This is a genomic window from Lysobacter sp. CCNWLW3 (genome assembly GCF_036697405.1).
In the GTDB taxonomy this organism is placed as follows: domain Bacteria; phylum Pseudomonadota; class Gammaproteobacteria; order Xanthomonadales; family Xanthomonadaceae; genus Lysobacter.
In genome coordinates this window covers 113445-137856 of sequence record NZ_JBAHWA010000001.1, presented here as the reverse complement: position 1 = coordinate 137856, position 24412 = coordinate 113445, and the positions used below count along the sequence as shown (strand labels likewise).

At 69.2% G+C, this 24412-nt stretch carries 25 protein-coding genes and 3 tRNA genes; 14 read left to right on the top strand and 14 right to left on the bottom strand.

The window, feature by feature from the left end; translation table 11 throughout:
• Window positions 1–28: 28 nt before the first annotated feature.
• Both V1318_RS00710 and V1318_RS00705 read right to left on the bottom strand, forming a co-directional pair.
• Window positions 29–1651: an FMN-binding glutamate synthase family protein gene (locus V1318_RS00710; protein WP_332936845.1), complete on the bottom strand. Its 1623-nt coding sequence runs from the start codon at window positions 1649–1651 to the stop codon at window positions 29–31.
• Between the two features lie 72 nt (window positions 1652–1723).
• Entirely contained in the window at window positions 1724–3001 is a 1278-nt protein-coding gene (locus tag V1318_RS00705) for a nucleotide sugar dehydrogenase (protein ID WP_332936843.1), read from the bottom strand.
• Between the two features lie 364 nt (window positions 3002–3365).
• Between V1318_RS00705 and V1318_RS00700 the strand changes: the two genes are divergently transcribed.
• The gene (locus V1318_RS00700; RefSeq protein ID WP_332936841.1) at window positions 3366–3641 is read left to right on the top strand and encodes a hypothetical protein; all 276 of its coding nucleotides are present in this window, start codon (window positions 3366–3368) and stop codon (window positions 3639–3641) included.
• A 525-nt stretch (window positions 3642–4166) separates the two neighbouring features.
• Here the strand turns inward: V1318_RS00700 and fabR are convergent.
• A complete protein-coding gene (fabR, locus tag V1318_RS00695; RefSeq protein ID WP_332936839.1) occupies window positions 4167–4820 on the bottom strand; it encodes an HTH-type transcriptional repressor FabR in 654 nt (217 codons plus the stop codon).
• 85 nt (window positions 4821–4905) lie between these two features.
• On the opposite strand from fabR, the gene V1318_RS00690 reads away from it, so the two are divergent.
• The 3 genes from V1318_RS00690 to V1318_RS00680 all read left to right on the top strand — a co-directional run bounded on the left by V1318_RS00690 (window position 4906) and on the right by V1318_RS00680 (window position 7755).
• Window positions 4906–6021, top strand: a complete 1116-nt coding sequence (locus V1318_RS00690; protein WP_332936837.1) for a ferredoxin reductase — start codon at window positions 4906–4908, stop codon at window positions 6019–6021.
• Window positions 6022–6028: 7 nt separating this feature from the next.
• Window positions 6029–7162, top strand: a complete 1134-nt coding sequence (locus tag V1318_RS00685) for an acyl-CoA desaturase (protein ID WP_332936835.1) — start codon at window positions 6029–6031, stop codon at window positions 7160–7162.
• Between the two features lie 353 nt (window positions 7163–7515).
• Window positions 7516–7755 (top strand): hypothetical protein, encoded by a 240-nt coding sequence (locus V1318_RS00680; RefSeq protein ID WP_332936833.1) that lies wholly within the window; start codon window positions 7516–7518, stop codon window positions 7753–7755.
• Between the two features lie 19 nt (window positions 7756–7774).
• Here the strand turns inward: V1318_RS00680 and V1318_RS00675 are convergent, their stop codons facing one another.
• Window positions 7775–8137 carry a hypothetical protein gene (locus V1318_RS00675; RefSeq protein ID WP_332936832.1) on the bottom strand — a complete coding sequence of 121 codons (363 nt, stop codon included), beginning with the start codon at window positions 8135–8137 and terminating at the stop codon, window positions 7775–7777.
• Between the two features lie 208 nt (window positions 8138–8345).
• Between V1318_RS00675 and V1318_RS00670 the strand changes: the two genes are divergently transcribed.
• Both V1318_RS00670 and V1318_RS00665 read left to right on the top strand, forming a co-directional pair.
• Window positions 8346–9458, top strand: coding sequence for a histidine kinase (locus tag V1318_RS00670; protein ID WP_332936831.1), 1113 nt, complete (start codon window positions 8346–8348; stop codon window positions 9456–9458).
• Complete coding sequence (locus tag V1318_RS00665) at window positions 9455–10222, top strand: LytTR family DNA-binding domain-containing protein (protein ID WP_332936830.1); 768 nt, start codon at window positions 9455–9457, stop codon at window positions 10220–10222. The genes V1318_RS00670 and V1318_RS00665 overlap by 4 nt, the downstream gene beginning before the upstream one ends.
• 26 nt (window positions 10223–10248) lie before the next feature.
• On the opposite strand, the gene V1318_RS00660 is transcribed toward V1318_RS00665, so the two are convergent.
• From V1318_RS00660 to V1318_RS00650, 3 genes are all read right to left on the bottom strand, one after another.
• Window positions 10249–10587, bottom strand: a complete 339-nt coding sequence (locus V1318_RS00660) for a hypothetical protein (protein WP_332936829.1) — start codon at window positions 10585–10587, stop codon at window positions 10249–10251.
• Between the two features lie 67 nt (window positions 10588–10654).
• Window positions 10655–10909, bottom strand: a complete 255-nt coding sequence (locus V1318_RS00655; protein WP_332936828.1) for a hypothetical protein — start codon at window positions 10907–10909, stop codon at window positions 10655–10657.
• Between the two features lie 8 nt (window positions 10910–10917).
• A complete protein-coding gene (locus V1318_RS00650; RefSeq protein ID WP_332936827.1) occupies window positions 10918–11256 on the bottom strand; it encodes a hypothetical protein in 339 nt (112 codons plus the stop codon).
• A 597-nt stretch (window positions 11257–11853) separates the two neighbouring features.
• Between V1318_RS00650 and V1318_RS00645 the strand changes: the two genes are divergently transcribed.
• Window positions 11854–12297 carry a fasciclin domain-containing protein gene (locus tag V1318_RS00645; protein WP_332936826.1) on the top strand — a complete coding sequence of 148 codons (444 nt, stop codon included), beginning with the start codon at window positions 11854–11856 and terminating at the stop codon, window positions 12295–12297.
• 101 nt (window positions 12298–12398) lie between these two features.
• Here the strand turns inward: V1318_RS00645 and V1318_RS00640 are convergent, their stop codons facing one another.
• Window positions 12399–13388, bottom strand: a complete 990-nt coding sequence (locus V1318_RS00640) for an SDR family oxidoreductase (RefSeq protein WP_332936824.1) — start codon at window positions 13386–13388, stop codon at window positions 12399–12401.
• A gap of 224 nt (window positions 13389–13612) precedes the next feature.
• On the opposite strand from V1318_RS00640, the gene V1318_RS00635 reads away from it, so the two are divergent.
• The 7 genes from V1318_RS00635 (at window position 13613) to V1318_RS00605 (ending at window position 20494) form a co-directional block, all read left to right on the top strand.
• The gene (locus V1318_RS00635) at window positions 13613–13846 is read left to right on the top strand and encodes a hypothetical protein (protein ID WP_332936822.1); all 234 of its coding nucleotides are present in this window, start codon (window positions 13613–13615) and stop codon (window positions 13844–13846) included.
• Window positions 13847–14030: 184 nt separating this feature from the next.
• Window positions 14031–14912: a Ku protein gene (locus V1318_RS00630; RefSeq protein ID WP_332936820.1), complete on the top strand. Its 882-nt coding sequence runs from the start codon at window positions 14031–14033 to the stop codon at window positions 14910–14912.
• A 133-nt stretch (window positions 14913–15045) separates the two neighbouring features.
• Window positions 15046–15759, top strand: a complete 714-nt coding sequence (locus tag V1318_RS00625; protein ID WP_332936819.1) for a hypothetical protein — start codon at window positions 15046–15048, stop codon at window positions 15757–15759.
• Window positions 15756–16364, top strand: a complete 609-nt coding sequence (locus V1318_RS00620) for an isochorismatase family cysteine hydrolase (protein WP_332936818.1) — start codon at window positions 15756–15758, stop codon at window positions 16362–16364. The genes V1318_RS00625 and V1318_RS00620 overlap by 4 nt, the downstream gene beginning before the upstream one ends.
• Window positions 16365–16454: 90 nt before the next feature.
• On the top strand, window positions 16455–17720 hold the full coding sequence (locus tag V1318_RS00615) for a phospholipase D-like domain-containing protein (protein WP_332938280.1): 1266 nt from the start codon (window positions 16455–16457) through the stop codon (window positions 17718–17720).
• A gap of 136 nt (window positions 17721–17856) precedes the next feature.
• Window positions 17857–19968: a catalase gene (locus V1318_RS00610; protein WP_332936816.1), complete on the top strand. Its 2112-nt coding sequence runs from the start codon at window positions 17857–17859 to the stop codon at window positions 19966–19968.
• A gap of 46 nt (window positions 19969–20014) precedes the next feature.
• Window positions 20015–20494, top strand: coding sequence for an MgtC/SapB family protein (locus tag V1318_RS00605; RefSeq protein ID WP_332936815.1), 480 nt, complete (start codon window positions 20015–20017; stop codon window positions 20492–20494).
• Between the two features lie 23 nt (window positions 20495–20517).
• On the opposite strand, the gene V1318_RS00600 is transcribed toward V1318_RS00605, so the two are convergent.
• The 6 genes from V1318_RS00600 to V1318_RS00575 all read right to left on the bottom strand — a co-directional run bounded on the left by V1318_RS00600 (window position 20518) and on the right by V1318_RS00575 (window position 24410).
• Window positions 20518–20604, bottom strand: a tRNA-Leu gene (locus V1318_RS00600).
• Window positions 20605–20764: 160 nt separating this feature from the next.
• Window positions 20765–20838, bottom strand: a tRNA-Cys gene (locus V1318_RS00595).
• A gap of 119 nt (window positions 20839–20957) precedes the next feature.
• Window positions 20958–21033: transfer RNA gene (locus V1318_RS00590), tRNA-Gly, on the bottom strand.
• Window positions 21034–21155: 122 nt separating this feature from the next.
• The gene (pgsA, locus tag V1318_RS00585; protein ID WP_091634358.1) at window positions 21156–21731 is read right to left on the bottom strand and encodes a CDP-diacylglycerol--glycerol-3-phosphate 3-phosphatidyltransferase; all 576 of its coding nucleotides are present in this window, start codon (window positions 21729–21731) and stop codon (window positions 21156–21158) included.
• Window positions 21728–23620 (bottom strand): excinuclease ABC subunit UvrC, encoded by a 1893-nt coding sequence (gene uvrC / locus V1318_RS00580; RefSeq protein ID WP_332936813.1) that lies wholly within the window; start codon window positions 23618–23620, stop codon window positions 21728–21730. Before uvrC ends, pgsA begins: the two co-directional genes overlap by 4 nt.
• A gap of 307 nt (window positions 23621–23927) precedes the next feature.
• Window positions 23928–24410, bottom strand: a complete 483-nt coding sequence (locus V1318_RS00575; protein WP_332936812.1) for a low molecular weight protein-tyrosine-phosphatase — start codon at window positions 24408–24410, stop codon at window positions 23928–23930.
• Between the last annotated feature and the right edge of the window lie 2 nt (window positions 24411–24412).

Genomic DNA, 24412 nt, shown 5'->3' with positions numbered 1-24412 from the left:
GCCGCTCCTACCCTTAAGTCGCGTTGGGTCACAGCGATTTGCTGGCGCGCAGCGAGGCGACTTTGTCGGGCGCCGCGAACGAGTCGCTGCGCGCGCCGGCCCAGTAGCTCTGGAACACGGCGTGGTCGGGAATGCGCCCGATCAGATCGCCCGGGGCGAGGAAGTTGTACAGCGCGCCCAGCGAACGCACTTCGGTCGCCGACACCCGGCGCAGGATGTGCTCGGGCCCCAACTGTTCCGGATGCGACAAACCGGCCGCGCACAGCAGGTCGCGCAGCGCCTTGAGCGTGTTGTCGTGGAAATGGAACACGCGCGTGGCCTTGTCGGGCACGTCCAGGCGCCGCCAGCGGCTGGGGTCCTGGGTGGCCACGCCGGTCGGGCAGCGGTCGGTGTGGCAGCTCTGGGCCTGGATGCAGCCCAGCGCGAACATGTAGCCGCGCGCGGCGTTGCACCAGTCCGCGCCCATCGCCAGGGTGCGCGCGATATCGAAGGCGCTGGTGATGCGGCCGGCCGCGCCGATCCGGATGCGGTCGCGCAACTCCAGCCCCACCAGGGTGTTGTGGACCAGCATCAGCGCCTCGTGCATGGGCACGCCGACGTGGTCGATGAACTCCGCCGGCGCCGCGCCGGTGCCGCCCTCGGCGCCGTCGACGACGATGAAATCCGGCAGCAGGCCGGTCTCGTACATGGCCTTGGCGATGCCGAACCATTCCCAGGGATGGCCGATGGCGAGCTTGAAGCCGGTCGGCTTGCCGCCGGAGGCCTCGCGCAGGCGCGCGACGAACTCGAGCAGGCCGCGCGGCGAATCGAAGGCGCTGTGCTTGGCCGGCGAGACGCAGTCCTGGCCCATCGGCACGCCGCGCGTGGCCGAGATCTCGGCGCTGACCTTGGCCGCCGGCAGGACCCCGCCGTGGCCGGGCTTGGCGCCCTGCGACAGCTTGATCTCGATCATCTTCACCTGCGGATCGGCCGCCGCCGCGGCGAAGCGCGCCAGGTCGAAGCGGCCCTGCCCGTCGCGGCAGCCGAAATAGCCCGAGCCTATTTCCCAGACCAGGTCGCCGCCGTTCTCGCGGTGGTAGGGCGAGATCGAGCCCTCGCCGGTGTCGTGGTAGAAACCGCCGAGCTTGGCGCCGCGATTGAGCGCGCGGATCGCATTGGCCGACAGCGAGCCGAAGCTCATCGCCGAGATGTTGAACACGCTGGCCGAGTACGGCTGCGTGCTGGCGCTGCCGATCGCGATGCGGAAATCGTGCTCGACGTGCGCTGCGGGCGACATCGAGTGATTGATCCACTCGTAGTCGTGGCCGTACACGTCCTGCTGGGTGCCGAACGGGCGCACGTCGTTGACCGACTTGGCGCGCTGGTAGACCAGGGCGCGCTGCTGGCGCGAGTACGGCACCTCGGCGGTGTCGGCCTCGATGAAGTACTGGCGCATCTCCGGGCCGATCGATTCCAGGCCGTAACGGAAATGCGCGAGCACCGGGTAGTTGCGGCGCAGGGTGCTGCGCGTCTGCAGCAGGTCCCAGGTGCCCAGCGCGGCGATCGCGCCGAACGCGAGCGCGCCCCACCACCAGTCCGGTTGCCACAGGCTGGCGATCAGCACCGATGCGAGCAGCAGGATCACACTGGCGATGTAGACGGCATAGCGCATTGGCGGGTGGGTCGTTCGCGGGCTGCGGCGAGCATAGCGCGGCCGCGCATCGCGCGGGTCGGGCCGCAGCGGTCAGAGCCGGGCGTCGACCTGGTCGCGCGGGTAGACGCTCTTGATGTCGTACAGCAAGGCGCCGGGGCGGCCGTAGGCGCGCGCGCCGGCCGCGCCCAGGGCTCGGAACTGCTCGTGCGCCACCGCCAGCACGACCGCGTCGTAGGCGCCGCGCTCGGGCTGCGCCACCACCTCGACCCCGTACTCGCGGCGCGCATGCGCGGCGTCGACCCAGGGGTCGTGGATATCGACCTGGGCGCGGTACTCACCGAACTGCTGCGCCAGTTCGATCACCCGGGTGTTGCGCAGGTCGGCGCAGTTCTCCTTGAACGCCAGGCCCAGGATCAGGATGCGCGAACCGGCGACCGTCGCGCCGCGCTGGATCATGCGCTTGATCACGTCGGCGGCGACGTGCTCGCCCATGGCGTCGTTGATGCGGCGGCAGGCGTGCAGGATATCGGGGTGGTAGCCGGCGGCCTGCGCCTTCTGGATCAGGTAGTAGGGGTCCACGCCGATGCAATGGCCGCCGACCAGGCCGGGGCGGAACGGCAGGAAATTCCATTTGGTGCCCGCCGCCTCCAGCACCTCGGTGGTGTCGATGCCCAGGCGCTGGAAGATCAGTGCGAACTCGTTGACCAGAGCGATGTTGGCGTCGCGCTGGGTGTTCTCGATCACCTTGGCCGCCTCGGCCACGCGCAGGCTGGAGGCCTTGTGGGTGCCAGCCAGGATGATGCTGCGGTACAGCGCGTCGACGAACTCGGCCGCCTCCGGGGTGGAACCCGAGGTCACCTTGGGGATGTCCACCAGCCGGCGCTGGCGGTCGCCGGGGTTGATCCGTTCCGGGCTATAGCCGACGTGGAAGTCCCGGTTGTAGCGCAGGCCGGAGGCGCGCTCGAGCTCGGGCACGCAGATCTCCTCGGTCGCGCCCGGATATACGGTGGATTCGTAGATCACCGTCGCGCCGGGCCGCATCAGCCCGCCGATGCGGCGGCTGGCCTCGACCAGCGGGCCGAAGTCCGGGCGCTTGTGCTCGTCCACCGGCGTCGGCACGGTGACCACGTACACGTCGCGCTCGCGCAGGTCCTCGGGGTCCGCGCTCAGGCGCAGGCGCGCGGCGGCCGCGATCTCGCCGGCGCCGGTCTCGCCGTTGCCGTCCTCGCCCGCGACCAGCGCGGCCACGCGCGCGGCGTCGATGTCGTAGCCCAGGGTGTCGTAGCGCTTGCCCAGCTCGATCGCCAGCGGCAGCCCGACGTAGCCCAAGCCGATGACCGCGATGCGTGCGCTTGCCAGATCCTGCATGCCCTGCCCTGATGTGTGGGGGAACGCCACCGTTCCCGCGAGGGCCAGGCGCCGGCCGATTATAGGGGGCGCCGCGAGCGCGCAGGCGCGAGGCGCGCGAGCGCACGGCCGTCATCGGCAAGCGCCGTTATCGGCGCCCACGGGGTCCGCTCGCAGCACCGGCGTGCCGCGGCGGCGCGACGAGCGCCGGCGCAACGAGCGGTCGATTCGGATTTTTCCTACACGCGGTTCAGGCCAGCACCGACTGTCCGGCCCCCGGCGAAGGCGCAAAGTGGACTGGCCGTCATCGCGGATCCGGGCCGGGACCAAGCCCGGCCGCGGACGCCCCGCGCCCACGCCCCCGCCCTCGCCTACCGGACCCGCCATGCCGTACCGAGTCGAACTCCGCGAACAGCACAACCACGGCAGCCTGATCTGCAGTCCGGCCACGATCGCGCAGCACCGCGATCTGCAGGCCGCCGGCGCGGCCGCGCACCACGACGCGGTCGAGCATGCCAAGGCCCACCGCGTCGACGTGCGCGTGCAGGTCTATGCCCCCTCCGGCCAGCTCGCTATGGGCACCCAGGTGCGGCATTTCGAAGTCATGGCGGCAGGCTCCGCGGCGCGTCCGCGCCTGGTCGCGGTCGGCGGCCTGCGCTGACGCACGGGTCGTCGTGGCGCCCAGCCCGCGCGGCGGCGCCTGGCTCGGTGTCGGTTTCGATTGGCCATGCGCGGACTGAGCGTGGCTCGCGGTCCGTGCGGTCCATGGCGCTCGGTATGAGCGGACGAGGCACGATTCGGCAGGGCCAGGTTCCTTACTTGCCGCGACCGCGGGCGGTGGGTCGGACAGGGACTGAAACGTAGGATGTGGTGAGCGCAGCGAACCGCATCGTTCGCGCAGCCACTCGCTCGAAGCGAGACGGCGACGGTGCGGTTATCACCGCACCCTACGGCATCCGAAATGCTGGCCGTAGGATGTGGTGAGCGCAGCGAACCGCATCGTTCGTGTAGCCACTCGCTCGAAGCGAGACGGCGACACGGCGGTTATCACCGCACCCTACGGTGTCCGAAACGCTGGCCGTAGGATGTGGTGAGCGCAGCGAACCGCATCGTTCGCCCAGCCACTCGCCCGAAGCGAGACGGCGCGCTGCGGTCGTCACCGCACCCTACGGTGTCCGCGACGGGCCTACTCGCGCGCCATCGCCTGCGCGCCGGCCAGGATCATGCGCACCATTTGGGTGAGCTGCTGGATAAGCTCGGCGTCCTTGTGCGGCGGCAGGTCCATGGCGGTGGCGCCGACCGCGAACACCAGCCGGGTGATCGCCTTGGCGACCAGGGCCGGCTCCAGCAGGGTCACGCCGTCGGCCGCCGACAGACGCACCAGGTCGATGCGCAGCTCTTCCTCGAAGAAGGTCAGCTCGCGGTCCACCGCCTGCTTGAACGCGTCAGAGCCCACCGTGCCTTCGCGCAGCAGCACGTGCAGCAGTTTGTCGTCGGCGCGCACCTGCTCCATGAAGGCGGTGACCGAGTCGCGCACGATGCTGTGGCTGGTGGCCGCGCGCCGGCGCGCCGCGCCGACGATCTTGCGCAGCGACTGGCCGGCCAGGTCGATCAGGGCCACCGCCAGCTCGTCGATGTCGCGGAACTGGCGGTAGAAGCTGTTGGGCGCGATCCCGGCCTCGCGCGCGACCTCGCGCAGGCTCAGGCTGGACACGCTGCGGTGCGGCCCGATCAGGCGCAGCGCCGCCGCCAGCAGGTCGTCGCGCGAAATCGCGGCCTTGCGCGCGGAGGTCGAATCGTCGTCGGCAACTACGGGGGGTTGGGTCACGGAGACGAGCATGGACGGGATCGGGCCTGCATCATAGCGACGGCCGTTAATATACAGGTGTCTATACACTTGTGCTCTCACGTGTATAGTGGCGTCCATGAGCGCTCGTCCCCGCCCCGCCCCTGCCCGCAGCCCCGCCAAGCCCGAAAGCCCGTTCAGGCGCCTCGCGCGGCCCTGGCTGTCGCCGGGCGTGTTCGATTTCTGGGCCTCGCGCCTGCACCCGACCTGGTCCTGGGAACGCCCGCTGGCGCGCATCGTCGAGCGTCGCGCCGAATCCGCCGACGCCGTGACCCTGGTCCTGCGCCCCAACCGCCACTGGGGCGGCTGCCGGCCCGGCCAGCACCTCAACCTCAGCGCCGAGATCGACGGCAGCCGCGTCACCCGCAGCTACAGCCCGACCGGCCTGCCCGGCCGCGACCGTCGCATCTCGATCACGGTGAAGGCGGTCGAGGGTGGGAAGCTCAGCCGTTACCTGTGCGAACGGGCGCGGGTCGGCGACGTGCTCGACCTGGGCCCTGCCTTCGGCGACATGCAGCTGGACGAGGCCGCGCCGGTGGCGCGCCTGTTGCTGGCCGCCGGCAGCGGCATCACCCCGATGATCGCCTTCGCGCGCGCCCTGGCCGCGCGCGGCATGCCCGCGCCGCTGAGCCTGCTGTACTGGGCGCGCAAGCGCGAGCAACTGTGCTTCGTCGACGAACTGCGCGGCTACGCGGCCGCCCATCCGCAGTTCCAGCTGCGCTTCCTGCTCACCGGCGAGGCCGCGCAGGCGGCCGACGAGGGCGTGGGCCGCATCGATGCCGCGCAGCTGGCGACCTTGGCCGATCTGGACCGGCGCGAGGTCTACGCCTGCGGCCCCGGCGGCTTCGTCGACCGGGCGCGCGCCCTGCTCGCCGGTCGTGCGCGCTCGTTCCAGGCCGAGGCTTTCAGCCCGCCGCCGCGCACGCAGCAGACCGAAGGCACCGTCGAAATCACCCTGGCCGCGAGCGCGCGCAGCTTCACCGTCGCGCGCGGGCAGTCCCTGCTGAGCGCGCTGGAAGCGCAAGGCCTCAAGCCCGCCTCCGGCTGCCGCATGGGTATCTGCAACACCTGCGCCTGCGGCAAGCGCTCGGGCAGCACCCGTCATCTGCACACCGGCGACGTCCAGCACGAACCGGTCTCCGCGCTGCGCCTGTGCGTGAACACCGCCACCAGCGACCTCGTCCTCGATCTGTGACCCCGCCATGACCACGACCTCCCGCAATCGCGTGCTGAGCCAGGACGAACTCGAACGCTTCGGCGTCGAACTCGACGGCGTGCGCGCGCGCACCGCCGCCCAGCTCGGCCAGCGCGATGCCGACTACATCCGCGCCATCGTCAAGGCGGTGCGCTACACCGGCCTGGGCGGACGCCTGCTGCTGATGGTCGGCGCGATCGGCGGCGCCTTCCTGCCCGCGCTGCTGTGGCCGGCCTGCATCCTGGGCGTGCTGCTGCTGGCCCTGTCCAAGATCCTGGAGAACATGGAGCTGGGCCACAACGTCATGCACGGCCAGTACGACTGGATGCGCGACCCGCACCTGGACGGCAAGACCTACGAATGGGACATCGCCGGCACCAGCGACAACTGGCGCAAGACCCACAACTATCAGCACCACACCTGGACCAACGTGCGCGGCATGGACGACGACATCGGCTACGGCCTGCTGCGTCTGTTCCCTGAGCAGCGCTGGAAGCCATACTACCTGTTCCAGCCCCTCGTCGCGGTGATCTTCGCCCTGCTGTTCGAATGGGGCGTGGCGATCCAGGACCTGCGCCTGGGCCGTTGGTGGATCGGCAAGACCAGCACCGCGCAGCTGCGCCGGCACTTCCGCCCGGTCGGCCGCAAGATGGCGCGCCAGGTGCTCAAGGACTACCTGTTCTTCCCGCTGCTGGCCGGCCCGTTCTTCCTGCCGGTGCTGCTGGGCAACGTGGTCGCGAACGTGCTGCGCAACCTGTGGACCTACACGGTGATCTTCTGCGGCCACTTCACCGCCGACGCCGAAACCTTCTCCAAGGAATCGGTGGCCGGCGAATCGCGCGGGCATTGGTACCTGCGCCAACTGCGCGGCTCGTCCAACCTCACCGGCGGCAGGCTGATGGACCTGATGACCGGCAACCTCAGCCACCAGATCGAACACCACTTCTTCCCCGACATCCCGGCCCACCGCTACGCCGCGATGGCGGTGGACGTGCGCGCGATCTGCGCGCGCTACGGCCAGCACTACAACACCGGCTCGCTGCCGCGCCAGTTCGGCCAGGTGGTGTGGCGGATCCTGCGCCACGCCCTGCCCAGCCGCCCGCCGGCCAAGCGCGCGCGGCTGGCCCGCTCGGCGGCCTGAGCCGCCCCAGCAGCCCCGGGCGCACGGTCTCGATCCCGGTATTAACCGACAGGCCGATGTGGCCGTTGTCGCGTCCGTAGACGGATAGCCCGCCCCCGCCGAACGGCAGCGTGGCTTCGCCGCCGCCGTTGACGATCGACTGGCCGCTCCCGCGGCGGCCGATCGGCTCGTGCTCCGTGCGAAGGCCGGTGGATTGTTGAACCGGCACTGAGCATCGGTCGTTCGCGATCGCGGCCGCGATGACGTCGCTTTCACAAACCCATACCGATCCCACGCGCTGCGCGCGCGAGACCCGTTACGTTCATGTAGGCACAGGCAAGGTGCCGCCGTCGCCACGATAGTGCGGGGGATGCATGGAGCTGGGCTACCTGGAAATCGTTACGGACAAGGGTTGGCATATCGAGGTGCGCTACGACGGCGTGCATATCGGCTGGATACGCCGCAGCGCCGATCAGGCGCGCTTCGAGTACTACCACGGCGCCGTCAACGACTTCGCCTACGCCTACAGCAACAGCAGCCTGGACGAGCTCAAACGCTTGTTGAACGCACGCGTCGCCCGCTCGGCGCTATTGACCACGGGCCTGATGATCTAGGCCCGTGCAAACCGCGCCGCTAGCGCGCCGTCGCAGCCGCCTCGCGCTCGTGTGGAAAGGGACGCAACTGCAGACGTTGCCGGCGGCAGACGTCGACCTCGCGATAGAGCTGGCTGCGGCCGTCGCCGAACGCGACCCGCAAATCGCGCAGGCAGGCGTCGCCGTCCAGCTCGATGGTGGTCGAAGCGCCGCCGCCGCGCAGCGGCTCGCCGATGACCGCGGCGCGGAACTCGGACCGGCCGGCGTCGGCGACCGCCACCGCGACCACGCTGTCGTGGGCGCGGTTGATCAGCTCCAGATAGCGGCCGCGGGCATGGGCGTTCGCGGCGCCGATGGCGGCGACGCACAAGGGGACGGCGACGACGGCGAAACGGATCTGCATGGCGGGGCTCCGGCTGGATGGAGGATGCCGCGGCCCGCGCGCATGCGCGGCGGTCGGCGCGTCCATCAAGGCAGTCCCTAGCCCGCCGCGAAAGCGATCCGGGACGAATCGTCGCAGCGCGAGGGCGAATCGTAGTCGGCGCCTGCGACGCTTCCAGCCGGCCCGCGCTGCGCCTAGGATGCGGACACTCCCCGCCTTCCGGCCCACGATGAACGTCCGCCTCGGCAGCACCGAAATTGGCCTGTCCCGCTACCTGGCGCTGTGGACGGTGGTGGTCGTGGCGTTCGCGGTGCAGGGCTTCCTGCACGACGCGATCGGCGGCGGCGGCACCTGGGCCGCCTCCGACTACCTGCGCTGGTCGATGATCCAGTGGTACACCTGGGCGGCGCTGGCGCCGCTGGTGTTCCGCCTGGGCGCGCGCTACCCGATCGCCATCCCGCTGGACCTGCGCTCGCTGGGCAGGCAGTTCGCCGCGGGCCTGGGCACGACCCTGCTGGCCATGATCATCGGCGCGCTGGTGTCCAGCCTGACCGAGTCCAGCAGCTTCTCCGAGCAGTTCTGGCAGTTCGTGAGCAAGCACTTCGCCACCGGCGTGCTCACCTACGGCTTCCTGCTGGCGATCCAGCAGACCCTGCACTTCCGCGCCGAGCAGGCGCGTCGCGAACTCGAAGCCAGCCGGCTCGCCACCGAACTGGCGCAGTCGCGTCTGCAGGTGCTCAAGACCCAGTTGCAACCGCACTTCCTGTTCAACACCCTGCACGCGATCGTGACCCTGCTGGACGAGGACAAGCTCTCGGCCGAGGACATGCTGCTGCGCCTGAGCGAGCTGCTGCGCGCCTTCCTGGAGGACTACGACGGCCAGGAGATCAGCCTGCGCCGCGAGCTGGCCCTGCTCGACCTGTATCTCGGCATCCAGCGCATGCGCTTCAAGGACCGTCTGAGCACGCGCATCTACGTCGCCCCCGACGCCCTCGACTGCGCCGTGCCCAGCCTGCTCCTGCAGCCCATCGTCGAGAACGCGATCCGCCACGGCATCGGCCGGCGCGTGGGCGACGACTGCATCGAGATCGAGGCACGGCGAGAGGACGGCCAGCTGTGCATCGACGTGCGCAACCGCAACAGCACGCTGGAGGAAGGCGGCGATCCGCTGGGACACGGCATCGGCCTGTCCAACACCCGCCTGCGCCTCAAGGAGCTCTACGGCAGCGGCGCCGAACTGCGCCTGGACATGATCTGGCCCAGCGGCGTGGCCTGCCGCATCCGCCTGCCCCACCGCGAGATCGAAGAAGCCGACGAGGCGCCGGAGCACGTCGCCGCATGAGTCTGACCGCGCTGGTGATCGACGACGAGCCGATCGCGCGCCACGCGATCGTGCGCCTGCTGCGCGACGATCCGCAGATCGAACTGCTGGGCGAATGCGGCGACGGCGCCTCGGCGGTGGTCGCGATCCGCGGCCAGCGGCCCGACCTGGTGTTCCTGGACATCCAGATGCCGGCGATGACCGGCCTGGACGTGGTCGCCACGATCGGCGCCGAGCGCATGCCGGCGACGGTCTTCGTCACCGCCTACGAGCAATACGCCGTGCGCGCCTTCGAGGCCAACGCGGTCGACTACCTGGTCAAGCCCTTCAGCCGCGAACGCTTCGCCGCCACCCTGCAACGCGCGAAGGCGCGCCTGTCGCCGGCCGGCGCCCTGCCCTCGGCGCAGATCCTGCAGGCGCTGGAAGCCCTGCGCCGCCGCGACGACTATCTGGAGCGCATCCCGGTGCGCGTGGACGAGCACTTGGTCTTCATCCCGGTGGAGGACATCGTCTGGATCAAGGCCAGCCGCAACATCGTGCAGATCCACCTGGCCGATCGCGTGCACGAACTGCGCGAGACCATGGCCGCGCTCGCCGCGCGCCTGGACCCGCGCCACTTCGCCCGCGTCCACCGCTCGGCGATCGTCAACCTGCGCCGGGTCCGGGCCATCCACCCCTGGTTCAACGGCCACCACGTGGTCACCATGGACACCGGCCAGCAACTGCGCATGAGCCGCTACCAGCACGAGGCTTTCCTGCGGCTGGCGACGACCCGGTCGGAGTGATCCCGCGCGGGCGCCGGCCGCGCCGCCTACACCGCTTCGCGCCGGCCGGGGCCGCGATCCGGCGTGCGCATGCCCGACTTGTCGCAGAAATGGATCTCGTCGTGGGCGAAGCGGACCATCTGCCCGCGCGGGAAACCGGCCACGCGTTCGGACAGTTCCTCGAAGCCCTCGACGGCGCCCATATAGTCCTGTCCCGGCGCCGCGGTGCGCACGCGCACGATCAACTGGTGATCGAGTTCGTCGCCGGCGTCGACGCGCAAGATGACCTGATCGCCGACCTCGACCGTCGGCGCCAGCTTGTCGCCGCGCGAGGACCCGTAGCCGGCGTAGGCGAACTGGAACTCGCCGTCGTTCTTCTGAAACATGACTAGCCTCTCCTGGCCGCGATGACGGAGGACGGGGGCATGGATCGCCGCATCGCCAGTATCCGGTTTACAGGGCTTGGTCCGCGCATTCCAGTCCACCCAGCATCCGCCCGATCTGCCGCTCCACCCGGCCGCGGATGTCGGCCAGGGCCAGCGCATAGGAACCGCCACGCGCGCCGACGATCCTGAACTCGCAACCGTCCACCCAGGCCTTGGGGTCGAAAAGGCCGCCGCGATGTCCGGCGATGCCGATTTCGTAGCGCACGCCACGGTAGCGCTCGAACAGCCGCCCATTGCTGGTCCTGTCGCCGTCCCCTTGCATCGCCCGCCCTACCATCCGGTCGTCGCCACGCTGACCAGCAAGGCGACGCCGGCCACAGCGGTGATCCAATAGACCGCCAGCATCGTCGCGCGATGGCGCGCGCAGTAGCGGATGCCGTTCGCGTCCTGACTGGACACGAAGGCATAGTCTTTCAGGTAGAGCATGGTCTCGCGCGCGCTGAACAGGGTCCGGTCCTGCCATTGCGGCGGCTGTGCGGCATGCGCCCATTGCTTGGGATGTCGCCGCTGCAGGCGGCGTCTGAAACGCAACCAGACCGCGCTTTCCAGCGCCATGGCCGAGACGAAGCAAACCAGGGCGGACAGGGTCTGGCCGCTGCTCGTCAGCATGGCGCCGGCTCGCTGCGCGGCAATCGCCGACCCGAGTGCGGGCGTGGCGTCGTCGGCGCGCGCAGGAGCCGCGCGAGCTGAACGCCTAAGCATTGCGTGGGCCAGCCTTCGTTCTCCGCCGATTCGATGGCAGGACGGGAATACGAGTCGGACTCGCGCGCAGACACAACGGCGAGGCGGACGACACGGTGACGCTTGACCGGATTCATGAGATCGTCTCGCTGGAGCGGACAAGATCCCGTAGCACATGTTGTGCCGCAGCCCTTGAAGGCACCCTCAAGCTAGCACCAACCGCCTGCGGCCGTTGGACTTTCGGACCGACGGTCGAGGGCGCCGCAACGGCAGGCCCAGCCTGTCTCGTCGCGAGCGCAGCGGACGAATGCGGGTGCGGCGATGGCGCTCGAATCACGAATAGGTAACGGCACCGAGCGCATGCTGCGCAGGCACTACGACGCAAGGTCGTAACGGCCACTCAGCCGCGCTGCACGCCTCCTCCCTTACCCGCACTGAGCCTTTCTCTCCCGCCACGCGGGAGTCGCGGCCACGGCCGTTCCCGATTCGGCTCGCTTGCGGATCGCACTCAAAGGCATTCATCGCATGAACACCAACAACAGCACTCCCAACAGCCAGAACTTGGTCGACACCGCCGCCGCCAACGGTTCGTTCAAGACCTTCGGCCAGGCCCTGGACCGTGCCGGCATGAGCGACACCCTGCGCGGCGTCGGTCCGTTCACCCTGTTCGCGCCCACCGACGCGGCCTTCGAAAAGCTGCCGGCCGGCGAACTGGAGAACCTGTTCAAGCCCGAGAACAAGCAGGAGCTGGTCTCGCTGCTGAACTACCACGTCGTCAGCGGCCGCCGGCCGGTGGCCGATATCGGCAAATGGGAAAAGGCCAAGACCGTCAACGGTCAGTCCGCTCCGATCAAGATGGTCGACGACCAGCTCAGCATCGACGGTGCCTTGGTCACCACGGCCGACATCGGTTCCAGCAACGGCATCATCCACGGCATCGACAAGGTCAATGTTCCGACCAAGCAATAAGTTCCGAAGCTCGATCTGGACGGCGGGGCTCAGGCCCCGCCGTTCCGTCGTCGGCCCGACGCCGAACATCCGCGCGGGCGCCGCTACGCAAGGGCGAGGTTCTAGCCGTGCGGCCCGCCCATCACCGGCAGTACGATGCCGTTGACATAGGACGAACACACCGGCGAGGCCAGGAACACGTAGGCCGGCGATATTTCCTCCGGCTGCGCCGGGCGGCCCATGTCGCTGTCCTGGCCGAACTCGGCGACCTCCTGCGCCGGCCGGTCGGCGGGATTCAGCGGCGTCCACACCGGGCCCGGCGCGACCGCATTGACGCGGATGCCGCGCTCCAGCAGGTTGCTGGCCAGGGCCTTGGTGAAAGCGTGGATCGCGCCCTTGGTGGCCGAATAGTCCAGCAGCGCCTTGCTGCCGAACAAGCCGGTCTGCGAGCCGCTGTTGATGATCGAGGCGCCGCGTTCGAGGTGCGGCAGGGCCGCGCGCGCCATGTGGAAATAGCCGGCGATATTGGTCTGCAGGGTCTCCTGCAGATGGTCGTCGCCGAGGTCTTCCAGGCGTTCGCTGTGCAATTGGAAGGCCGCGTTGTTGACCAGCACGTCGAGCCGGCCGTAGGCCGCGAGGGTGCGCTCCACCGCCTGCTCGCAGAACGCCGAATCCCGCACGTCGCCGGCCAGGGCCAGGCAGCGGCGCCCTTCCTGCTCGACATAGCGCCGGGTCTCGGCCGCGTCCTCGTGTTCGTCCAGGTAAACGATGGCCACGTCCGCGCCCTCGCGCGCGAACAGCACCGCTACCGCGCGTCCGATGCCCGAATCGCCGCCGGTGATCAGCGCCACCTGCCCTTCCAACTTGGCGCTGCCGCGGTAGTCGGGCGCCAGGAAGCGCGGTTGCAACGCCAGCTCATGCTCGTTGCCGGGCTTGCGCAGGTGCTGGGCCGGCATCGGATTGCGCGGCTGCTCGCGCGCGCCGGCCTGCACGGCCTTGGGTCCGGCGTTGGGCTTGGCGGGCGCTTCGCGATCCTTGTCGTCCATTCGCGCCTGGATCCTGCGTTGCCGCTGCGCGGTCTCGCGCGCGGCCTTGGAGGTCTTGCTGCTCATGATTCGGACTCCTGATCGTTCGTCGCAAACCGTATCGGCTCCCGGATTTTTATCGGTGCGCGCATCGATCGGGCGTGAATAATTTCTCTTTAACCTCACGCCGGCACGAACATTAACGGTTCACGATTTCATGCTTAACGGGCTGAATCCGCAGCGCGACTCTGACGCGCTCTCCACGCCGCGATACGCACCATCCGCTCTCGGTTCGTTTCCAGGAGGAGACCATGCACATCACGTTTCGCAGTGGACCTAGCGCGAGTGCCGTCGACGTGTACTGCGACGGCCGGCGGGTCGGCAGCATCCGCCGCAGCCAGGACGGCCATCGTTACGAGTACTACCACGGCCCCCAAAACCTCACCGCCTACGCCTATGAGAGCGCCGATCTCGAGCAGCTCAAGGGCTTGCTGTCCCTGCGCATGGGCCGGGCGCCGTTGCTCCCGCTCGAGCCTGCGACCTGAGTGCGAACCGTCGCCATCGAATCGCGGACGCGCCTACGGATACGGACCTGAACACGCCGGTTCCACGCGGGCAGCGCGCCCGATCGCTCGCATTGGGCCCGCCTTCAGCCGCGTCAAACGGCTTTAACGGCCGCGGTCGTATGGTCTTTGCTCAGTCACTGCGCTCCCACGCGAGGATCAGGCCATGGCACGCCCCATCTGGACCGGCACCCTGTCGTTCGGCTTGCTCAACGTCCCGGTCTCGCTGATGCCCGGCGAACGCCGCACCGACCTGAGCTTCCGCATGCTCGACTCGCGCGACAAGAAGCCGATCCGCTTCGAACGCGTGAACGCCGACACCGGCGAGGAAGTGCCCTGGAAGGACATCGTCAAGGCCTTCGAGTACGACAAGGGCAGCTACGTGGTGATCGAGAAGGAAGACATCGCCGCCGCCGCGCCCGAGACCCACGAGTCCATCGACGTCGAAGCCTTCGTGGACGCCGACGAGATCGGCACCCGCTTCTACGAAAAACCCTACGTGCTGGTGCCCGGCAAAAAAGCCGAGAAGGGCTATGTGCTGCTACGCGAGACCCTCAAGGAAACCGGCAAGGTCGGCGTGGCGCGGGTGGTGATCCGCACGCGCGAATACCTGTGCGCGGTGATTCCTGAAGACGACGCCCTGGTCCTGATGCTGCTGCGCTACCCGCAGGAACTGGTCGACCCCGAGGAGTACACGCTGCCGCACGCGGCCAGCGGCCGCTACCGCATCGCGCCCAAAGAACTGACCATGGCCAAACAGCTGATCGAGTCCATGACCTCGAAGTGGAAGCCCGACGCCTACCACGACGAGTTCCGCAAGCGCCTGTCCGCGATCATCCAAAAGCGCGTCAAGTCCAAGGGCAAGATCACCAAGATCGCCGACGAGCCGGTCGAGCACGAAGACGCCGCGACCAACGTGGTCGATTTCATGGCCTTGCTGGAGCAGAGCCTGAAGACCAAGAAACGCACGCCGGCCGCGAAGAAAGCGGCGCCCGCCAAGAAGGCCGCCAAGGCGAGCAAGCGTCGCGCCAGCAAGCGCGCGTCCTAGCGCCGGGATTCGGGTTCCGCCTCGACCTTAACGTTCACGTCGGTGACGGACGGGTCAACGCGGTGGGCCGGGCATGACGCGCGCTTGACCTGGCGGGGCGTATTGAAAGCCCACACGCCCAATGCGCATGCCGATGTCCATAGACGCCGCCCTGCAACTGGCCTGTCGCGGTTATTACTCGCCGGTACCGGAACTGCTCCTGCTGGCGGGCCTGGAAGCGCGTCAGGCCAGGCCCGCGCAGAGGCCGTGCGAGATTCCGGCCTTGGACGCCCTCGCCTCCCTGCAGGTGGACGTATTGGCCGAGGTCAGCGCCTGCTTCCGCCAGGCCGTGTGGCAGCGCTGCCCACCGCCTTACGAACGCGAGGCGCTGCTGGCGGCCGCGGCCCTGCTCGATCGCCGCGGCGCCGCGCAAGTGGTCGAACATTGCCTGCGATCCTTCCTGGCCCTGCATGCCTACGGGCCGATCGCGAACGTGCCCCTGAACTGCTGGGCCGACTATCTCACCAGCGCCGCGGCCGCGCGGACCGTGCTGTTGATCGGCTCCTCGCACTACGACACGGACCAGCCCCGCCTGCGCGCCAGCGGCCTGCGCTATCGCAAGCTGCACACGGTCACGGGATGTTTCTGGGACATCGGCGAGGAAGAACCGATCACCGGCATCGCCGGCTGGGTCACGCCGCATGCCGACGATCCGGCCCTGCTGATGTCGGCCCTGGTCGTCGGCGAGCTGCCCGCCTTGAACGACTTGCGCCTGAGCGCCATGCGCGAGTTCGGGCCGCTGGCGGCGGTCTCGCTGGAGCGGCCGCACCGGCTCGACCGTCCCTTCCAGATCGAGTCGATAGCATGAGCGCGGCGGGGCGCGCCCGGGCCGCGCCGCAGCGCCGACGCCACGAAGCGCCCAGCGCGCTGGTCGTGATCGACATGATCAACGCACTGGATTTCGCGGGCGGCGCGGCCTTGCTGCGCTCCGCCCTGCCCTGCGCCCGACGCATCGCCCTGCTCAAGTCGCGGGTGTCGGCCCTGGGCCTGCCGGTGATCTACGCGAACGACAACTACGGCCAATGGCGCTCGGACTTCCGCCAGGTCGTCGCGGCCTGCGCCCAGGAAGGTTCGCGCGGGGCCGCGCTGGCGCGCCTGCTGCAGCCGCAGCCCGACGACTACTTCGTGCTCAAGCCGCAGCATTCGGCGTTCCATGGCACGCCGCTGGAGCGCCTGCTCGCCGACCTGGGCGTGCGCAGGCTGATCCTGACCGGGATCGCGGCCGACAGCTGCGTGCTGGCGACCGCGCTGGCCGCCCACATGCGCGGCTATTCGCTGTACGTGCCCACCGACTGTGTGGCCGCCGAATCGCCCGCGCGCAAACGGCGCAGCCTGGACCTGCTGCGCGTGTCGTTCCAGGTCGATACTCGGCGCGCGGCCTGGATCACCCGGCGCGAACTGGTCGCGGCCTAGGCGCTTTCACGTCGCCTTGAGGCGGCGCGCGCACATTAAGGCGATCTCCCGGCCGGAGCCGCCATGCCCGCCCGTTGGCCCCGCAGTCGCGTGATCTGGACGGTGCTGGCGGCGATCCTGCTCACGGCGGCGGCCAGCGTGATCGCGCTCAATCTCGCCGGCCCGGAGAAGCAGCTCGCGCAGGCCCTGCCGCACCGCCATTCCGTGAGCTCGGCGCAATTCCGGCGCGAGATGGGGACGCTGCTCGGGCCCTCGGTGCTGGAAGGCAACCGGGTGGTAGCCCTGCAGAACGGCGACGAGATCTTTCCCGCCATGCTGCAGGCGATCCGCGCAGCGCAGCGCAGCATCGCCTTCGAAACCTACATCTATTGGTCGGGCGACATCGGCCACGCCTTCAGCCAGGCCCTGTCGGAACGCGCGCGTGCCGGCATTCCCGTCCACCTCACGGTCGACTGGTTGGGCAGCGCCAAGATGGACCAGGCCCAGATCGAGGAGATGAAGCGGGCCGGCGTACGCATACGCCAGTACCGTCCGCTGGCCTGGTACAACCTGGACCGGGTCAACAACCGCACCCATCGCAAGCTGCTGATCGTCGACGGCAGGATCGGCTTCACCGGCGGGGTCGGCATCGCCGACCAGTGGCTGGGGCACGCCCAGGATCCCGAGCACTGGCGCGAATCGCATTTCCGCATCGAGGGCCCGGTGGTCGCGCAGTTGCAGGCCGGCTTCAACGACAACTGGGTCAAATCCACCGGCGTGGTCCTGCACGGGGCGGCCTTCTATCCGCCCCTGAGCGACGCAGGCGACATGCCGGCGCAATTGTTCATCAGCTCGCCGGCCGGCGGCAGCGACAGCATGCATCTGATGGTGCTGCTGGCGATCGCGGCCTCCGAGCGCAGCATCGACCTGGCCGCCGCGTATTTCGTCCCCGACGAACTGGTGCGGCGGGCCCTGCTGGATGCGCGCCGCCGCGGCGTGCGCATACGCATTCTGGTGCCGGGCGAACACACCGATTCGGACACCGTGCGCCTGGCCTCGAAAGCGCAGTGGGAGGACCTGATCCGCGCCGGCATCGAGTTCTACGAATACGAACCGACCATGATGCACGTCAAGATGCTGATCGTGGACCGCGAGCTGGTCTCGGTGGGATCGACCAATTTCGACATCCGCTCGTTCCGCCTCAACGACGAGGCCAGCCTCAACGTGTACGACCGCGCCTTCGCCGCCGACATGACCGCGGTGTTCGAGGCGGACCTGCGCGATTCGCGCCGCTACACCCTGCAGGACTGGCGCCGACGCCCGTGGACGGAGCGCGTGTTCGAGAAGTTCGTGCTGCCGCTCAAGTCGCAGCTGTAGCGCCGTCGCGGATCCGAGCGTAAGGCGTGCGTGAAAGCGCCTGCGGCGGAACACGACGGTATGTTCACCGCCACCGTTGCACGATCGCGGAACCGGCGCGGCCAGCGCCGCCCAGCGACCAGCCAGGAGCCCCCTCATGGCGAGCAAGAAGGCCCCCACTGCCCAAGCCAAGGCGCGACCCCAGCAACGCTCCGCTCCTGCGCGCGACAGCCGCGGATCCGGCGACGAACTCCACCAAGCCGCCGGCGGCAAGCATCCCGCGCTGACCACCAATCAGGGCCTGCCCCTGTCGGACAATCAGAACTCGCTGCACGCCACGCCGCACGGGCCGGGCTTGCTCGAGGATTTCATCCTGCGCGAGAAGATCACCCACTTCGACCACGAGCGCATTCCGGAGCGCATCGTGCATGCGCGCGGCTCCGCAGCGCACGGCTATTTCGAGCTCACTAAATCCCTGGGCCGCTACACCACGGCGCGCATCCTGAGCGAGGTCGGCGAGCGCACGCCGGTGTTCTGCCGCTTCTCCACCGTCGCCGGCGGAGCGGGCTCGATCGACACGCCGCGCGACGTGCGCGGCTTCGCGGTCAAGTTCTACACCCAGCAGGGCAACTGGGACCTGGTGGGCAACAACATCCCGGTGTTCTTCATCCAGGACGCGATGAAGTTTCCGGACGTGGTCCACTCGGTGAAGATGGAGCCCGACCGCGGCTATCCGCAGGCGGGCAGCGCCCACGACACGTTCTGGGATTTCATTTCGCTGACGCCCGAAGCCATGCACATGATCATGTGGGCGATGTCCGACCGCACCCTTCCGCGTTCCCTGCGCATGATCGAAGGCTTCGGCGTGCACAGCTTCCGCCTGATCAACGCCAAGGGCGCGTCCACCTTCGTCAAATTCCATTGGCGGCCGAAACTGGGGCTGCAGTCCACGCTATGGGACGAGGCGGTCAAGCTGGCCGGCGCCGACCCCGACTTCCACCGCCGCGACCTGTTCGAGGCGATCGAGAACGGCGACTACCCGGAATGGGAACTGGCGGTGCAATTGTTCACCCAGGAACAGGCCGACGCGTTCCCGTTCGACCATCTCGACGCGACCAAGCTGATCCCCGAGGAGCTGGTGCCGTTGACCGTGATCGGCCGCATGGTGCTGGACCGCTGGCCGGACAATTTCTTCGCCGAAACCGAACAGGTCGCGTTCTGCCCCTCGCACGTCCCGCCGGGCATCGACTTCTCCAACGATCCGCTGCTGCAGGGGCGATTGTTCTCGTATCTGGACACCCAGCTGTCGCGGCTGGGCTCGCCGAACTTCCATCAGCTGCCGATCAACGCGCCCAAGTGCCCGTTCGCCAATCTCCAGCGCGACGGCCACATGCAGATGCGGGTGCCGCGCGGCCGGGTGAACTACGAACCCAGCTCGCTGGATCCGCAGTCGCCGCGCGAGACCCCGGCCGGCTTCCGCAGCGCCGCCGTCGCCGGCGACGACGGCGCCAAGGGCCGGTTGCGGCCGGAGAGTTTCGCCGACCATTACAGCCAGGCGCGCTTGTTTTATCGCAGCCAGAGCGAATACGAACAGGCGCACCTGGCCTCGGCGCTGGTGTTCGAACTGTCCAAGGTCGGAACTGCGCACGTGCGCGAGGCCGTGGTCGGGCATTTGCGCCACATCGACAGCGCGCTGGCCCGGCGCGTCGCCGAGGGCCTGGGCCTGGCGACGCTGCCGCCGGTGCCGCCGGCCGCGGTCGCCGCGCAGGACCTGCCGCTGTCGCCGCCGCTGCAGATCATCGGCAAGATGAAACCCACGCTGCAGGGCCGCTGCGTCGGCCTGCTGATCGACGAGGGCTCCGACGCGGCTGCGGTACGCGCCCTGCGCAAGGCCGCCGAAGCGGCCGGGGCGCGAGTGAAGATCGTCGCGTCGCGGATCGGCGGCGCCAAATTGAGCGACGGCAAGGTCCTCGCGGCCGACGGCCAGCTGGCCGGCACGCCCTCGCTGGTGTTCGACGCGGTCGCGCTGGTGCTGACGGACAAGGCCGGCCAGCGCCTGGCCAGGGAGGCGGCCGCGGTGGATTTCGTCCGCGACGCCTACGGCCATCTCAAAGCGATCGCGGCCGATCGCGGTGGCCGGCTCGTGCTGGACGCCGCCGGCGTCGAGCCCGACGAGGGCGTAGTGGAGGCCGCCAATACTCACGGCTTCGTGGCGGCCGCGAAGCTGCGGCAATGGGCGCGCGAAAGCAGGATCAGGACCCTGGCCTGAGCCATGCGCGAGCGCAGCGACATGCAGCCGACGGATCGCCGCTAGCGTGGACTGGATCGATCAGCTGTGGGTGATCGTGGACACCGGCTACGCCATGGCGCTGGGCGGCCTGATCGGCCTGGAGCGGGAAATGAAGAACCGCCCCGCCGGCTTCCGCACCCACATGCTGGTCGCGGGCGCGTCCGCCCTGCTGATCGGCATCGGCCAGCTCAGCCTGATCGAGATGCGCCTGGAACCGCCCGGAAGGATCAATACCGATCCGCTGCGCCTGGTCGAGGCGGTGATCGCGGGCGTGGCCTTCATCGGCGCCGGCACCATCTTCTCGCACCGCCGCGGCGAGCCCGTCGCCGGCATCACCACCGCCGCTTCGCTGCTGATGGTGGCGGTGATCGGGGTGGCCTGCGGATTCGGTTACCACGCACTGGCGTTGGCGGCGACCGTGCTGACCTTGCTGGTGCTGGCCCTGTTGAACGTCTTCGAGCGGCGCATGAGCGCGCGCGCTGCGGGCGAAGACGGCCGGCGCTAAGATCCGGCGCGCGCAGCGCCATGTGGTGCCCGGGGCCGGACTCGAACCGGCATGGCCTCGCGGCCGGCGGATTTTAAGTCCGATGCGTCTACCGATTTCGCCACCCGGGCCTGGGTCGCGACTGCGGCGATAGCTTACGACACGCCACCGGCCGCGAGGAAAGTCCGGGCCGCGCGACGGGCTGGGGCGAGCGCGCAAAAAAGAAAGCCCCGCTTGCGCGGGGCTTCGGAGTTCCGATAAAGCCGGACCCTGCATGCAGGGTCCGATAATTGGAGGCCGAGGTCGGAATTGAACCGGCGTACGCGGATTTGCAGTCCGCTGCATAACCACTCTGCCACCCGGCCGGTGGACTGCCCGCAAGCATACCGCTTGCGATGGCGATTGCCCACGTCGCAGTGGGCTACCGCCGAAAAAACAAAACCCCGCATGCGGGGCTTTGTTCCTGAGGATGACTCCTCGAATTTGGAGCGGGAAACGAGACTCGAACTCGCGACATCTACCTTGGCAAGGTAGTGCTCTACCAACTGAGCTATTCCCGCAGAGGAACCAACATTTTAGGCATGGAAACAAAACTGTCAACACCCAATTTCGTTTTCCTTGCTGCCCCCGAACCCGGGCTTCAGCCCCGGTGCATCGGCCCCCGATGAGGCCGCTGCCGCGATCAGCCCGAGGGCCCCTTCGCGTCTTCGCGCATTATAGGCCATGCCGCGCGCAAATACGCTAGCCCCGACCACAAAGTCAGCAACGCGGCACCGGCCAGCAGCCATTCGCCGATGCGGAAGATCGGCAAACCGAATACAGGTTCTTGATACAAAAGGCATACCAGCGCGACCATCTGCACGATGGTCTTGATCTTGCCGATCGTGGCCACTTTCACCGCCGCGCGCTGACCCAGTTCGGCCATCCATTCGCGCAGCGCGGACACCGCGATTTCGCGGCCGACGATCACCGCCGCCCACAGCGTCATCCACACCGTCGGATGCTTCTGCACGATCAGCAGCAGCGCCACCGCCACCATGAGCTTGTCGGCGACCGGATCGAGGAAGGCGCCGAAGGCCGAGTACTGGTTGTAGCGGCGCGCGATCCAGCCGTCGAGCCAGTCGGTGACCGACGCGAACGCGAAAATGAAGGCCGCGGCGAAGTTCGTCCACTGGAACGGCAGGTAGAACACCACCACCAGTACCGGGATCAGCACGATCCGCGCCAGGGTGAGCATGGTGGGTATCGTCAACTTCATCCTTCGCTCCGCGTGCCGCCGTTGGCCGCTTTCGGGTTGGCCTTGGCCGGGGCGCCGGGATCCGGCGCCTCCAGCCCGTGCAGGGTCGCATAGATGCGCTCGGCCAGGGCGGCATTAACGCCCTCGACCCGCGAAATTTCCTCGACTCCGGCCGCTTTCAAGCCACCCAGGCCGCCGAAATGGCGCAGCAGGCTGGCGCGCCGGCGCGGGCCGATGCCCGGGATGTCCTCCAGCCGGCTGGTGTTGCGGGCCTTCTGGCGGCGGCCGCGGTGGCCGGTGATGGCGAACCGGTGGGCCTCGTCGCGGACCTGCTGGACCAGCTGCAGGGCCGGCGACTCCGCCCCGGGATGCAGTACCCGCCCGTCCGGCAGCAGCAACTCCTCGTCGCCCGGGCGGCGCGCCGGGCCCTTGGCCACGCCGACCAGGATCACCGCCTCCACGCCGAGCTCGTCCAGGGCCGCGCGCGCCTGCGCCACCTGCCCCGCGCCGCCGTCGATCAGCAGCACGTCCGGCATCACCCCGTTCTCCTCGACCGCGCGCCGGAAGCGGCGTTCGATGGCCTGGTTCATGGCCGCGTAGTCGTCGCCCTCGACGATGCCGGCGATGTTGTAGCGCCGGTACTGGCCGCGCACCGGGCCCTCGGCGTCGAACACCACGCAGGAGGCCACGGTGGCCTCGCCCATGGTGTGGCTGATGTCGAAGCATTCGATGCGGTTCGGGATCGCCGCCATGCCCAGCATCTCGCGCAGGGCTTCGGCGCGGGCGTGCTGGGCGGCGTGGCTGGTGCGCTCGGCGGCCAGCGACAGCTCGGCGTTGCGGCGCGCCAGGTCGAGGTAGCCGGCGCGTTCGCCGCGCACGCTGCTGCGGATCTGGACCTTGCGCTCGCCCGCGGCCGACAGCGCCTGCTCCAGCAGCTCGCGGTCGGGGATGTCGCGGTCCAGCACGATCTCGCGCGGCGGGGTCTGCTCGGCGTAGTACTGCGACACGAACGCGGCCAGCACTTCTTCGGCGTTGTCGCTGCCGTTGGTCTTGGGATAGAAGGCGCGCGTGCCCAGGTTGCGGCCGTCGCGGAAAGCCAGCAGCAGCACGCAGGCGGCCACACCCTGCATCGCCACGGCCAGCACGTCCAGGTCGGCGGCGCGGCCGTCGACGTACTGGCGCGCCTGCAGGGTGCGGATCGAGGTGACCAGATCGCGCATGCGCGCGGCCTCCTCGAAGTCCAGGCGCGCGCTGGCGGCCTCCATGGCGCGGCCGAGTTCGTCGGTGAGCTCGTCGCTGCGGCCGTCCAGCAGCAGGCCGGCGCGGCGCACGCTCTCGGCGTAGTCGCGCGCCGCGACCAGGCCCACGCAGGGCGCGCTGCAGCGGCCGATCTGGTGCTGCAGGCAGGGCCGCGAGCGGTTGCGGAACACGCTGTCCTCGCAACTGCGCAGGCGGAACAGCTTGTGCATCAGGTTGAGGCTGTCGCGCACCGCGCCGACGCTGGCGTAGGGGCCGAAGTAGCGCCCCGGGATCGCGCGCGGACCGCGGTGCATGGCGATGCGCGGCCAGGCCTCCTGGGTCATCAGCACGTAGGGGTAGCTCTTGTCGTCGCGCAGCAGCACGTTGTAGCGCGGCTTGAGCGACTTGATCAGCTGGTTCTCCAGGATCAGCGCCTCGGCCTCGGTGCGGGTGACGGTGACCTCCATGCGCGCGGTCTGGGCGAGCATGGACATGATCCGGGCCGACTTCGGGGTGGCGTTGAAGTAGCTGGAGACGCGGTTCCGCAGCGCGCCGGCCTTGCCCACGTAGAGCACGCCGTCGTCGGCGCCGATCATGCGGTAGACGCCGGGCGCGGTGCTGAGCTTCTTGACGAAGGACTTGCCGTCGAACGGCGGCGGCGCCGCGCTCATGCGCTGCGCTCCGGCGCGGGCCGGCCGCGCGGATACAGGACCGCGCACGCCCCGTCGGGACGCGTGGCGGGCGGAGCGGCAGGCAGGCGGCGGGCGGTCACGTTCGCGTACATCGGCTACTGGATAGGGCCGATTATGCGTGAAGGCAAGATGGCGGCGCTGGAATGGGGTTTGCGGACCGCGGGCGCAAATCCCCGGCCCCGTCCGCAACGGGGGAACGGCAAGAGCGCCTTCATCGGGCTTCGGCGCCGCCCGCAAGCGAAGCGGCGGACCGGCCTTTCCCCGGCCAGGCAGAAGCAGATGCGTCTCAGCGCCCGCGCAGGCCCAATTCCCGGCGCAGGCGCGCGATCGCGCCGTCGGCGGCGCGGTCGAGCAGTTCGAATACGTGTTCGAACTGGGCCGGGCCGCCGGTATAGGGATCGGGCACCTCGCCCTGGCTGTCCACCCCGGTCCAATCCAGCAGCAGCGCCGCCTGCGCGCGCGCATCGCGCGGCGCGCGTGCCTGCACGTCGCGCAGGTTGGCGCGGTCGGCGCACAGCAGCCAGTCGAAGTCGCGGTAGTCGGCGGCGGCGAGCTGGCGCGCGCGCAGGCTGGAGATGTCGATGCCGTGTTCGGCGGCGTTGGCGATCGCGCGCCGGTCCGGCGGCTGGCCCACGTGCCAATCGCCGGTGCCGGCCGAATCCAGTTCGATCTGGCCGGCCAGGGTCGAGGCGGCGATGCGCGCGCGCAGCACGCCCTCGGCCACCGGCGAGCGGCAGATATTGCCCAGGCAGACCACCAGCAGGCGCACGG

Excerpts from the sequence above, each read along its gene's own strand:
- V1318_RS00685 (WP_332936835.1), top strand. The coding sequence starts at position 6,029 with ATGACCACGACCTCCCGCAATCGCGTGCTGAGCCAGGACGAACTCGAA.
- V1318_RS00665 (WP_332936830.1), top strand. The coding sequence starts at position 9,455 with ATGAGTCTGACCGCGCTGGTGATCGACGACGAGCCGATCGCGCGCCAC.
- V1318_RS00700 (WP_332936841.1), top strand. The coding sequence starts at position 3,366 with ATGCCGTACCGAGTCGAACTCCGCGAACAGCACAACCACGGCAGCCTG.
- V1318_RS00625 (WP_332936819.1), top strand. The coding sequence starts at position 15,046 with ATGTCCATAGACGCCGCCCTGCAACTGGCCTGTCGCGGTTATTACTCG.
- V1318_RS00690 (WP_332936837.1), top strand. The coding sequence starts at position 4,906 with ATGAGCGCTCGTCCCCGCCCCGCCCCTGCCCGCAGCCCCGCCAAGCCC.
- V1318_RS00680 (WP_332936833.1), top strand. The coding sequence starts at position 7,516 with ATGGAGCTGGGCTACCTGGAAATCGTTACGGACAAGGGTTGGCATATC.
- V1318_RS00705 (WP_332936843.1), bottom strand. The coding sequence starts at position 3,001 with ATGCAGGATCTGGCAAGCGCACGCATCGCGGTCATCGGCTTGGGCTAC.
- V1318_RS00660 (WP_332936829.1), bottom strand. The coding sequence starts at position 10,587 with ATGTTTCAGAAGAACGACGGCGAGTTCCAGTTCGCCTACGCCGGCTAC.
- V1318_RS00635 (WP_332936822.1), top strand. The coding sequence starts at position 13,613 with ATGCACATCACGTTTCGCAGTGGACCTAGCGCGAGTGCCGTCGACGTG.
- V1318_RS00675 (WP_332936832.1), bottom strand. The coding sequence starts at position 8,137 with ATGCAGATCCGTTTCGCCGTCGTCGCCGTCCCCTTGTGCGTCGCCGCC.
- pgsA (WP_091634358.1), bottom strand. The coding sequence starts at position 21,731 with ATGAAGTTGACGATACCCACCATGCTCACCCTGGCGCGGATCGTGCTG.
- V1318_RS00655 (WP_332936828.1), bottom strand. The coding sequence starts at position 10,909 with ATGCAAGGGGACGGCGACAGGACCAGCAATGGGCGGCTGTTCGAGCGC.
- V1318_RS00710 (WP_332936845.1), bottom strand. The coding sequence starts at position 1,651 with ATGCGCTATGCCGTCTACATCGCCAGTGTGATCCTGCTGCTCGCATCG.
- V1318_RS00640 (WP_332936824.1), bottom strand. The coding sequence starts at position 13,388 with ATGAGCAGCAAGACCTCCAAGGCCGCGCGCGAGACCGCGCAGCGGCAA.
- V1318_RS00650 (WP_332936827.1), bottom strand. The coding sequence starts at position 11,256 with ATGCTGACGAGCAGCGGCCAGACCCTGTCCGCCCTGGTTTGCTTCGTC.
- fabR (WP_332936839.1), bottom strand. The coding sequence starts at position 4,820 with ATGCTCGTCTCCGTGACCCAACCCCCCGTAGTTGCCGACGACGATTCG.
- V1318_RS00645 (WP_332936826.1), top strand. The coding sequence starts at position 11,854 with ATGAACACCAACAACAGCACTCCCAACAGCCAGAACTTGGTCGACACC.
- V1318_RS00620 (WP_332936818.1), top strand. The coding sequence starts at position 15,756 with ATGAGCGCGGCGGGGCGCGCCCGGGCCGCGCCGCAGCGCCGACGCCAC.
- V1318_RS00630 (WP_332936820.1), top strand. The coding sequence starts at position 14,031 with ATGGCACGCCCCATCTGGACCGGCACCCTGTCGTTCGGCTTGCTCAAC.
- uvrC (WP_332936813.1), bottom strand. The coding sequence starts at position 23,620 with ATGAGCGCGGCGCCGCCGCCGTTCGACGGCAAGTCCTTCGTCAAGAAG.
- V1318_RS00670 (WP_332936831.1), top strand. The coding sequence starts at position 8,346 with ATGAACGTCCGCCTCGGCAGCACCGAAATTGGCCTGTCCCGCTACCTG.
- V1318_RS00610 (WP_332936816.1), top strand. The coding sequence starts at position 17,857 with ATGGCGAGCAAGAAGGCCCCCACTGCCCAAGCCAAGGCGCGACCCCAG.